Origin of the sequence: Streptomyces ziwulingensis (genome assembly GCF_039542605.1) — a bacterium.
In the GTDB taxonomy this organism is placed as follows: domain Bacteria; phylum Actinomycetota; class Actinomycetes; order Streptomycetales; family Streptomycetaceae; genus Streptomyces; species Streptomyces ziwulingensis.
The window spans coordinates 1-8,575 of the sequence record NZ_BAABIG010000086.1 but is presented as its reverse complement, the minus strand read 5'-3'; the positions used below and the strand labels follow the sequence as shown (position 1 = coordinate 8,575).

Here is an 8,575-nt window from a genome sequence, read left to right as displayed (position 1 = left end):
CGGGCACGCCGGTACAGCGCACCACTCCACAGCCCGGCCTCGGCGCGCCCCTGCGCGCCGTCCCCTCCACCACGGGCCACGACGCGGCGACCGGCACGCCGGTGCGGCGAGCGGTGCCCCCGTCCGCCACCGGCACGCCCCGCACCACCCCGGTGGCCGGCGCGACCGACGACCTCCCTCCAGTACAGCGAGCGGCCTCGCAGTCCCCCGCCGCCACCGGCACCCCGCGCGCCGACCGCACACCGCGGTCGCCGTCACCGTCACCGTCACCGTCCGCGTCGCCCTCCCGGTCGTCGTCGCCGTCCTCAGAGGCCACCCCATCCGCCCGCCGACCGGCACCCCCGGTCGGCGGCACCCAGCCGACCGGCGCCCCGGTCCAACGGGCCGTCCCCCCGCGCAACGCCCCCACCGCCCCCCTCAGCCCCGCGCCCCGCACCCCGGCCCGGCCCACCTCCGCACCCGGGCTCCCGCCGGTGCAGCGAGCGTCGGCGCCCGCCACGCCCGGCGGCGGCGACCTGCCGTCAACCAGGCCCGCGACCGGCGGACCCCACCCGGGCGCCCCCGGCCCCACCGCTTCCCGCACCGCCGCATCCCCCACCACCACCAGCACCAGCACCAGCACCGCGGCCGAGGCTCAGCGGTCCCCGCCGTCCCCCGCCGCCCGCCGCGGCCCCGCCATCGCCGCCGCGGCCGGCGCCCAGCCCCCGGTCCAGCGGCAGGCGACGCCCCCCGGCCAACCGAAGACCGCACCGCCCGCACCGCCCACGCCGGTCCGCCGGGCCCACGACGCCCACACCACCCCCGCCCCGACACTCCCGGGCAGCACACCGCCCGCGCCCACCGGCCCCTCCACCGCGCCCCCGCGCACGGCACCGTCCCCGGTACAGCGCTCCACGGACCGGCCGGCCCAGGCACCGCACGCACCGCACGCACCGCACACTCCCGGCGCCGACCGCGACACCCCGGCCCGCCCCACGACGCCCACCGTCCAGCGGGCGGTCTCCACGTTCGTCGGACCGGCCGCCGTACCCCTCTCCCGGCCGGACGCCGAGAAGCCGGCCGGCCCTGCTCCGGCCCGCCCCCAGGTGCAGCGCAGCGCCACCACGCCCCGCCCGGGTCTCGGTGCCCCCACCGCGTCCAGGCCGGCCCCCGCCGTACGCCCGACCGCGACACCCCCCGCCACCGAGCACCCGCACCCGGCACCCACCCCGGCACCGGCGGCCCCGCGCCGCTCCCCGCTCGGCGCCCCCCTGACCACACCACCGGCCGACACCACGTCACTCGCCGCACAGCCCCCGGCACCGGCCCCCCACACCCCCGGCACCGGCGGCGTTACGTCCCCGCCGGTCCAGCGGGCCACCGCCCCGGTCCCGGCCTTCCCCCTCCCGGCCCCGCTCCCGCCCCCGCCCCCGCGCCCCACCATCAGCACCGGCACCGGCACCGGCACCGGCACCGGCACCCTGGGCGTCACCACCCCCGGCGCTCCCACCGTCCAACGCGCCTTCGCCCCCCGGTCCGCGCCCGCCAAGGCCGTACCCCTGCGTCGTCCCGCGCCGCCCGGCGCGACCGCCACCAGGGCCCCGCTCCCGGTGGCTCCCCTCACACCGCCCCCCGCCGCCCGGCCGCACCCGGTCGGCGCACCGGCGACGGTGACGGCGACCGCCCCGGACGCGGCGGCCGGCGCCGCCACCACCGGACCCGCCGCACCCGCCGGTCCCCCCGTCCAGCGCGCCTTCGCCTTCGGCCGCCGTGCCCGTACCACCGGTGCGCTCGCCGCCGCCGCGGCGGCCACCGTGTCCTCCACCCTGAGCCACCTGCGATCCCCCAGCAGGACCCCGGCCGCCTCGCCGCCGCCCCCGTACACCCCGGCGCAGTCCCACGGCGCGTCGCCGCCCGGCAACCCGCCCCCGTACTCGGCGAGCGCCACCTCGGCCCAGGCCGACCCGCCGCCCGGGTACACGGCGGTCCCGGCCGGCGGATTCGACCCGCGCGAGCTGACCGACTTCCAGCTCGACGAACTGGTGCACCGGATCATCGGCCGCGTCACCCGGCTCGTCCGCACCGAACTGCGCATGGACCGCGAACGGATCGGCAGACTCCGCGACCCCCGCCACTGACCGGCCCGCCCGCACGCGCCCCGACGAACACGACGAACCCGCCGCACCCGCCGCACCCGACAGAAAGGCCCACCCCCGATGTCCCGCCAGGATCCGGGCTCCACGGTTTTCTTCAGCCTCGCCATCGACGGCGAGAGCCTCGGTTACTTCAACGGGTGCGAGGGCCTGTCGTCCCAGGTGGAGATCGAGCAGCGCCAGGAGGGCGGCAACAACGGGTTCGTGTGGCAACTGCCCACCCGCGTCTCCTTCTCCAACATCCGGCTGACCCGCCCCATCACCCCGGACACCGCCAAGGTCGCCAAGTGGATCTCCTCCGTCCAGACCGGGATCAAGCGGCCCACCGCACAGATCTCCGCCCTGCGCGCGGACGGGTCACTCGTCGCCCGCTGGGGACTGATCGACGTACTGCCCGTGAGCTGGCAGGGACCCACCCTCGACCCCTCAAGCCCGGCCGTGGCCACCGAGGTCCTGGAGATCACCCACCACGGCTTCACGGACTGACGGCGCCGGAAAGCAGGAAGGAAGACCCATGGCAAGCAGCGGCAAGGGCGCCGGCAAGAGTCTCGTACGCGCCAGCCTCGCCATCCACGAACCCCCGGTCGGCACCAGCACCACACCCGGCGCGCTCATGCGGACGTTCAGCTTCGAGTTCAACCCCGCACAGCTCTCCCTCAGCCAGCGCGCCCAGTGGAAGGCGACCCCGACCGCGGCCGTACGGGACGGCTCCAAGCCGGAGTTCATGGGCGCCGAGCCGCGCGAGATGACCCTGGAGATCTTCCTCGACTCCTCCACCAAACCCACCGGCAACACCGTGCTGAAAAAGGTGGAATCACTGCTGGGCTGCTGCGAGGTGACCGCCAAGAGCATCGCCGCCGACCAGCCCTCACCGCCCTGGGTGGTCTTCCAGTGGGGATCGTTCTCCACCGCCCGGTTCACCGCGTACGTCAGCTCCATCGAGGCGTCCTACACCCTCTTCGGCACCACCGGCGTCCCCATCCGGGCCACCTGCCAGGTGCAGTTGCACGAGATCCCCGGCAAGACCAAGGGCCAGAACCCGACCTCCGGCGCCCTCACCGCCCAGCGCGTCCACCGCGTCGTCGCCGGCGACTCGCTCCAGTCACTGGCCTGGCGCGAGTACGGCAACGCCACCGCCTGGCGCGCGATCGCCGAGGCCAACGACATCGACGACCCCGCCACGCTGCCCTCCGGCACCGAACTGGTGCTGCCGGCCGCCGAAGAGGTGCGTCACTGATGGTGCAGACCGCGTTCTCCAGCATCATGCAGGTGACCATCGGTGGCGCGAAACTGCCCCCCGAGATCGCCCCGATGCTCGTCGAGGGCTGGGTCGACCAGGGCGCCGGCGTCCCCGCCGCGTTCCGGCTCACCTTCCGCGACCCCTACCACCTGGTCCTCGGCGAACTGAACGTCAAGTTCGGCACCCGCGTGGTCCTCACCCCGGTGGCCGACGGCCAAGGTGTCGGCAAACCACTGCTGACCGGCGAAGTCACCGGCATGGAAGCCGACTACGACGGCACCGGCAGCTTCACCGTCATCCGCGGCTACGACTTCGGACACCGCCTGATGCGCCAGCGCCGCGTCGCCGCCTACCGCAACCAGAAGGCCTCCGACATCGCCCGCAAACTCGCCGGCATGGACGGCGTCCCCATCGGCCGGATCCAGCCGACCAAGGGCGCCTACGCCTTCATCAGCCAGCCCAACGTCACCGACTGGGACTTCCTCTCCCGGCTCGCCGACGAGAACAACATGGTGATGTCCCTCGACGCCAAGGGAAAGTTCCGGTTCGTCACCCCCATGCCGTCCGCGGGCGCCCCCTCCCCCAGGACGGACGGCGACAAGAGCGCCTTCGTCCTCCAGGCCGGCCACGACATCCTGCGCCTGCGCGCCGCCGTCACCGCCGCCGACCAGGTCGGCTCGGTCGAATCACGTGGCTGGAACGTCACCACCAAGAAGAAGATCGTCGAGAACGCGCCCGCCAGGACCGACCCCGGCATCAGCATCGGCTCCACCCCCGGCGAGGCCGCCGGCAAGTTCAAGGCCGCCAAACTCGTCGAGACCAGCACCCCCTACGACAAACAGGACGAGGTCCGGTACGCCGCCGAGGCCCTCGCCGCCGACGTCACCTCCTCCTTCGCCGAACTCGAAGTCGCCGTCCGCGGCAACCCCGACCTGCGACCCGGCGTACCCGTCGCCCTCGCCGACGTCGGCAAACCCTTCGAAGGCAAGTACACCGTCACCTCCGTACGCCACGTCTTCGGCGACGGCAAGCACTACGAGTCCTGGGTCAACGTCACCGGGCGCCAGTGGCGCTCCCTGTACGGACTGGCCTCCGGCGGCGGCAACTCCGACAGCGGCAGCCCCCGACTGCCCAGCGTCGCCAACGCCATCGTCACCGACGTGGCGGACCCACTGAAACAAGGCCGCGTCAAACTCCAGTTCCCCTGGCTGGACGACGCCTACGTCAGCGACTGGGCCCGCGGCGTCCAACTCGGCGGCAAAGGCGGCGGCGGCGTCTTCCCCATGGACGTCGGCGACGAGGTACTCGTCGCCTTCGACCGCGGCGCACTGGACCACCCCTTCGTCATCGGCGGCCTCTACAACGGCCGCGACCTGCCCACCAAGGTCAACGACGTACCCCTGCACGACGGCCTGAAGAAACAGGCCACCCGGCACACCCTCTCCGACCGCAAGGGCAACCGCGTCGACCTGCTCAGCCAACAGACCGGCATGCGCAAACAGGGCGTCCGCATCGCCAGCGGCAACGACAAGCTCATCATCAACCTCGACCGCACCAAGACCGAGATCACCGTCGACAGCAAGGGCTCGGTCAGCATCACCGGCAGCCGCTCGGTGTCGGTGGAGGCCGGCATGGACCTCACCCTGGAGGGACGCCGGTCGGTGACGGTCAAGAGCGGCGGACCGCTCCTCCTCGAAGGCAGAGGACTGGTCAACCTCAAATCCCTGGCCGGCACGGTCAACGTCAGCGCGATGGGGTCCCTGCTCATGTCCGCGACCGGCGCCGCCTCGCTCACCGCCACCGGAATGGTGACGATCACCTCCGTCGCCAACGTCAACATCAAGGCCATCAAGCTCGACCTCATCGGCGCCTTCTTCGTCAACACCATCAAGTACCCGTTCGGATGACCCGACGACCGCACCGGCACCCCGGACCCGCCGGCCACACCACAAGGCAGGAGGCCCCCTGATGGCCGAACAATTCGTCGGCTCCGGCTGGGCCTTCCCCCTGCGCATCGGCCCCACCGGCGGCATCGCCCTGGTCAGCGGAGAACGCGAGATCGAAGAAGCCATCCGGCTCGTCCTGGCCACCGCCCCCGGCGAACGCCCCATGCGCCCCGAGTTCGGCTGCGCCATCCACGACCTCGTCTTCGCCCCGGTCAACGAACAGACCGCCGGCCGCATCCAGCACGAGGTCCACGTCAGCCTCGACCGCTGGGAACCCCGCATCGAGGTCGAAGAGGTCGAGGTCTCCTCCGGCACCGACCAGAGCGTCCTCTACATCGACGTCCGCTACTCCATCCGCGGCACCAACAACCCGCGCAGCCTCGTCTTCCCGTTCTACGTCATCCCCTCCCACGACGAGCCAGGAGGACCCGGCGCACCCGGCTCCTCCACCGGCCCCGCCGGCCACCCGGGCTCACCCGAAAGCGACCGCTGATGTCCCTGCCCTCCCCCAACCTCGACGACCGCCGCTTCCAGCAGTTCGTCGACGACGCCAAGCGCTACATCCAGCAACGCGCCCCCGAGTGGACCGACCACAACGTCTCCGACCCCGGCGTCACCCTCGTCGAAACCGTCGCCCACATGGCCGACCAGATCGTCTACCGCCTCAACCGGGTCCCCGAGAAGAACCACCTCGCCTTCCTCGACCTGGTCGGCATCACCCTCTTCCCGCCCTCCGCCGCCCGCACCGACGTCACCTTCTGGCTCTCCGCCCCACAGGAGGAGCCCATCCTCGTCTCCGAGGGCACCGAGGTCGCCACCCTGCGCACCGACCGGGACGAAGCCGTCGTCTTCGCCACCGAACACGACCTCACCATCATCTCCTGCACCCTCAGCCACCTCGTGGTGCAACACCGCGGCGAACCCGTCACCGACCGCACCACCGACCTGACCGAGGGCAAGGACCTGCTGTGCTTCGCCGAAGCACCGCAACCCGACGACTGCATGCTCATCGGCCTCACCGCCGCCGTCCCGCACTGCGCTCTCGCCCTCGAACTCGACAGCCGCGTCGACGGCGTCGGCGTCGACCCCCGCCAGCCCCCCCTCGTCTGGGAAGCCTGGACCGAAGACGGCTGGCAGGACTGCGAAGTCGACCAGGACGGCACCGGCGGCCTCAACCGCCCCGGCGACATCGTGCTGCACATCCCCGGCGGCCACGTCCTCTCCCGCAACGGCGGCCACGAAGCAGGCTGGATACGCTGCCGGGTCACCGAACCCCTGCCCGGCCAGCCCTTCTACACCACCTCACCCACCATCCGCTCCGCCGAGGCCTACACCATCGGCGGCACCACCGGCACCGTCCACGCCGAGACCGTCCACGACGAAGCCCTCGGCGAATCCACCGGACTGCCCGGCCAACGACTCCGCCTCGCCCACGCACCCGTCGTGGCCGGCGACCCGCCCGTCCTCCTCCAGACCGCCGCCGACGACGGCTGGCAGGACTGGCACGTCGTCCCCCACTTCTCCGCCTCCCGCCCCGACGACCACCACATCACCCTCGACGCCGCCACCGGAGAGATCGCCTTCGGCCCCGCCGTCCGCGAACCCGACGGCACCCTCCGCCAGTACGGCACCGTCGCCCCCAAAGGCGCCGTCATCCGCGCCCGCCGCTACCGCACCGGCGGCGGCCGCGCCGGCAACGTCGCCCGCGGCACCGTACAAGTACTGCGCACCTCCATCCCCTACGTCTCCGAGGTCAACAACCGCGAAGCCGCCCGCGGCGGCGTCGACGGCGAAACCGTAGAAGAGGCCAAACTCCGCGCACCCATCACCCTGCGCGCCCAAGAACGCGCCGTCACCCTGCGCGACTACGAAGAACTCGCCCGCCGCGCCGCCCCCGAGACCGCCCGCATCACCTGCCTCGAAGGCAAAGAAGGCGAACACGGCTCCTACGCCGTCCGCGTCCTCGTCGTCCCCCAGGCCGTCCCCGACCCCGGCGGCCGACTCCGCTTCGAACAACTCGTCCCCGGCGACGCCCTCCTCGACCGCATCACCCGCCACCTCGACGAACGCCGCCTCATCGGCACCCGCCTCGCCGTCGGCCCGCCCTACTACCAGGGCGTCACCGTCGTCGCCACCGTCCACGCCTTCCGCGGCGTCGACACCGACCGCGTACGCCGCCAGGTCCACGACGCCCTCTACCGCCACCTCGACCCCCTCACCGGCGGCACCGACGGCAAAGGCTGGCCCTTCGGCCGCCCCGTACAGACCGGCGAAGTCTTCGCCGTCCTCCAACGCGTCCCCGGCGTCGAACTCGTCGACGAAGTCGTCCTCCACCCCGCCGACCCCCTCACCGGCAAACGCGGCGACCCCACCGACCGCATCGACCTCGAACCGCCCTCCCTCGTCTTCTCCTTCGACCACCGCGTCCGAGTGATCGGAGACGGCGCGTGACGGCCACCACCCACCGGGGCTCCATCGACGGACTCGGCTCCTCCCTCCCCATCGGCAGCATGCTCCCCGCCGTCTTCGCCGACGACGACCTCGCCCAACGCTTCGTCGGCGGACTCGACGACGTCATCGCCCCGATCCTCAACGTCCTCGACTGCCTCGACACCTACTTCGACCCCGCCCTCACCCCCCTCGACTTCGCCCAGTGGCTCGGCACCTGGATCGGCGCCGAGACCGACGGCACCGAGCCCGAGGACCGACTGCGCACCGCCGTCGCCGCCGCCGCCCGCCTGCACCGCGTCCGCGGCACCCGACGCGGCCTCTCCGAAGCCGTCCACCTCGCCTTCGGCGTCGAACCCGAGATCACCGAAAGCGGCGGCGCCGACTGGAACGCCCGCCCCCTCGGCCCCTTCCCCGGCACACCGCGCCCCCACCTCCACGTCACCCTCCGGCTGCCGAACCCCAGCCACGCCGACACCCACCGCCTCGACACCCTCGTCGCCGCCGCCCGCCCCGCCCACATGCCCTACACCGTCAAGGTGACCGCCTCCGAAAGGACCCCGGAGAGATGACCACGCAGAACTGCGCCGAGTGCGGCACCCGCGCGGAACCGGGCCAGTCGTTCTGCGACGCCTGCGGCTCCGTACTGAGCTGGGACACCACCCGCCCCCGCCCGGCCACCACGACGGCCACCACCGCCACCGGCACCCCCGCCCCGGCCGCCACCGTCGTGGCCCCCGGCCCCGACACCGCGGACACCCCCGCCATGCCCCACCAGCGAACCGGCGACGACACCCCACCCACACCCC

General features: G+C 73.2%; 7 protein-coding genes and 1 pseudogene. All 8 read left to right on the top strand.

Going from position 1 to position 8,575, the window contains the following annotated elements; translation table 11 throughout:
- Nucleotides 1–2,117 (top strand): hypothetical protein (locus tag ABEB00_RS32565; protein WP_345624296.1); only part of this gene is annotated, 2,117 nt, incomplete at its 5' end.
- A gap of 78 nt (nucleotides 2,118–2,195) precedes the next feature.
- Complete coding sequence (locus ABEB00_RS32560; protein WP_345624295.1) at nucleotides 2,196–2,618, top strand: phage tail protein; 423 nt, start codon at nucleotides 2,196–2,198, stop codon at nucleotides 2,616–2,618.
- A gap of 28 nt (nucleotides 2,619–2,646) precedes the next feature.
- A complete protein-coding gene (locus ABEB00_RS32555) occupies nucleotides 2,647–3,369 on the top strand; it encodes a CIS tube protein (RefSeq protein WP_345624294.1) in 723 nt (240 codons plus the stop codon).
- Complete coding sequence (locus tag ABEB00_RS32550; protein ID WP_345624293.1) at nucleotides 3,369–5,279, top strand: VgrG-related protein; 1,911 nt, start codon at nucleotides 3,369–3,371, stop codon at nucleotides 5,277–5,279. Before ABEB00_RS32555 ends, ABEB00_RS32550 begins: the two co-directional genes overlap by 1 nt.
- A 61-nt stretch (nucleotides 5,280–5,340) precedes the next feature.
- Entirely contained in the window at nucleotides 5,341–5,811 is a 471-nt protein-coding gene (locus tag ABEB00_RS32545) for a GPW/gp25 family protein (protein WP_345624292.1), read from the top strand.
- Nucleotides 5,811–7,769, top strand: coding sequence for a putative baseplate assembly protein (locus tag ABEB00_RS32540; RefSeq protein WP_345624291.1), 1,959 nt, complete (start codon nucleotides 5,811–5,813; stop codon nucleotides 7,767–7,769). Before ABEB00_RS32545 ends, ABEB00_RS32540 begins: the two co-directional genes overlap by 1 nt.
- A gap of 59 nt (nucleotides 7,770–7,828) precedes the next feature.
- Nucleotides 7,829–8,338 carry a phage tail protein gene (locus ABEB00_RS32535; protein WP_345624297.1) on the top strand — a complete coding sequence of 170 codons (510 nt, stop codon included), beginning with the start codon at nucleotides 7,829–7,831 and terminating at the stop codon, nucleotides 8,336–8,338.
- A pseudogene (locus ABEB00_RS32530) lies at nucleotides 8,335–8,575 on the top strand (zinc ribbon domain-containing protein); the annotation flags it as partial. The gene ABEB00_RS32535 and the pseudogene ABEB00_RS32530, both read left to right, overlap by 4 nt.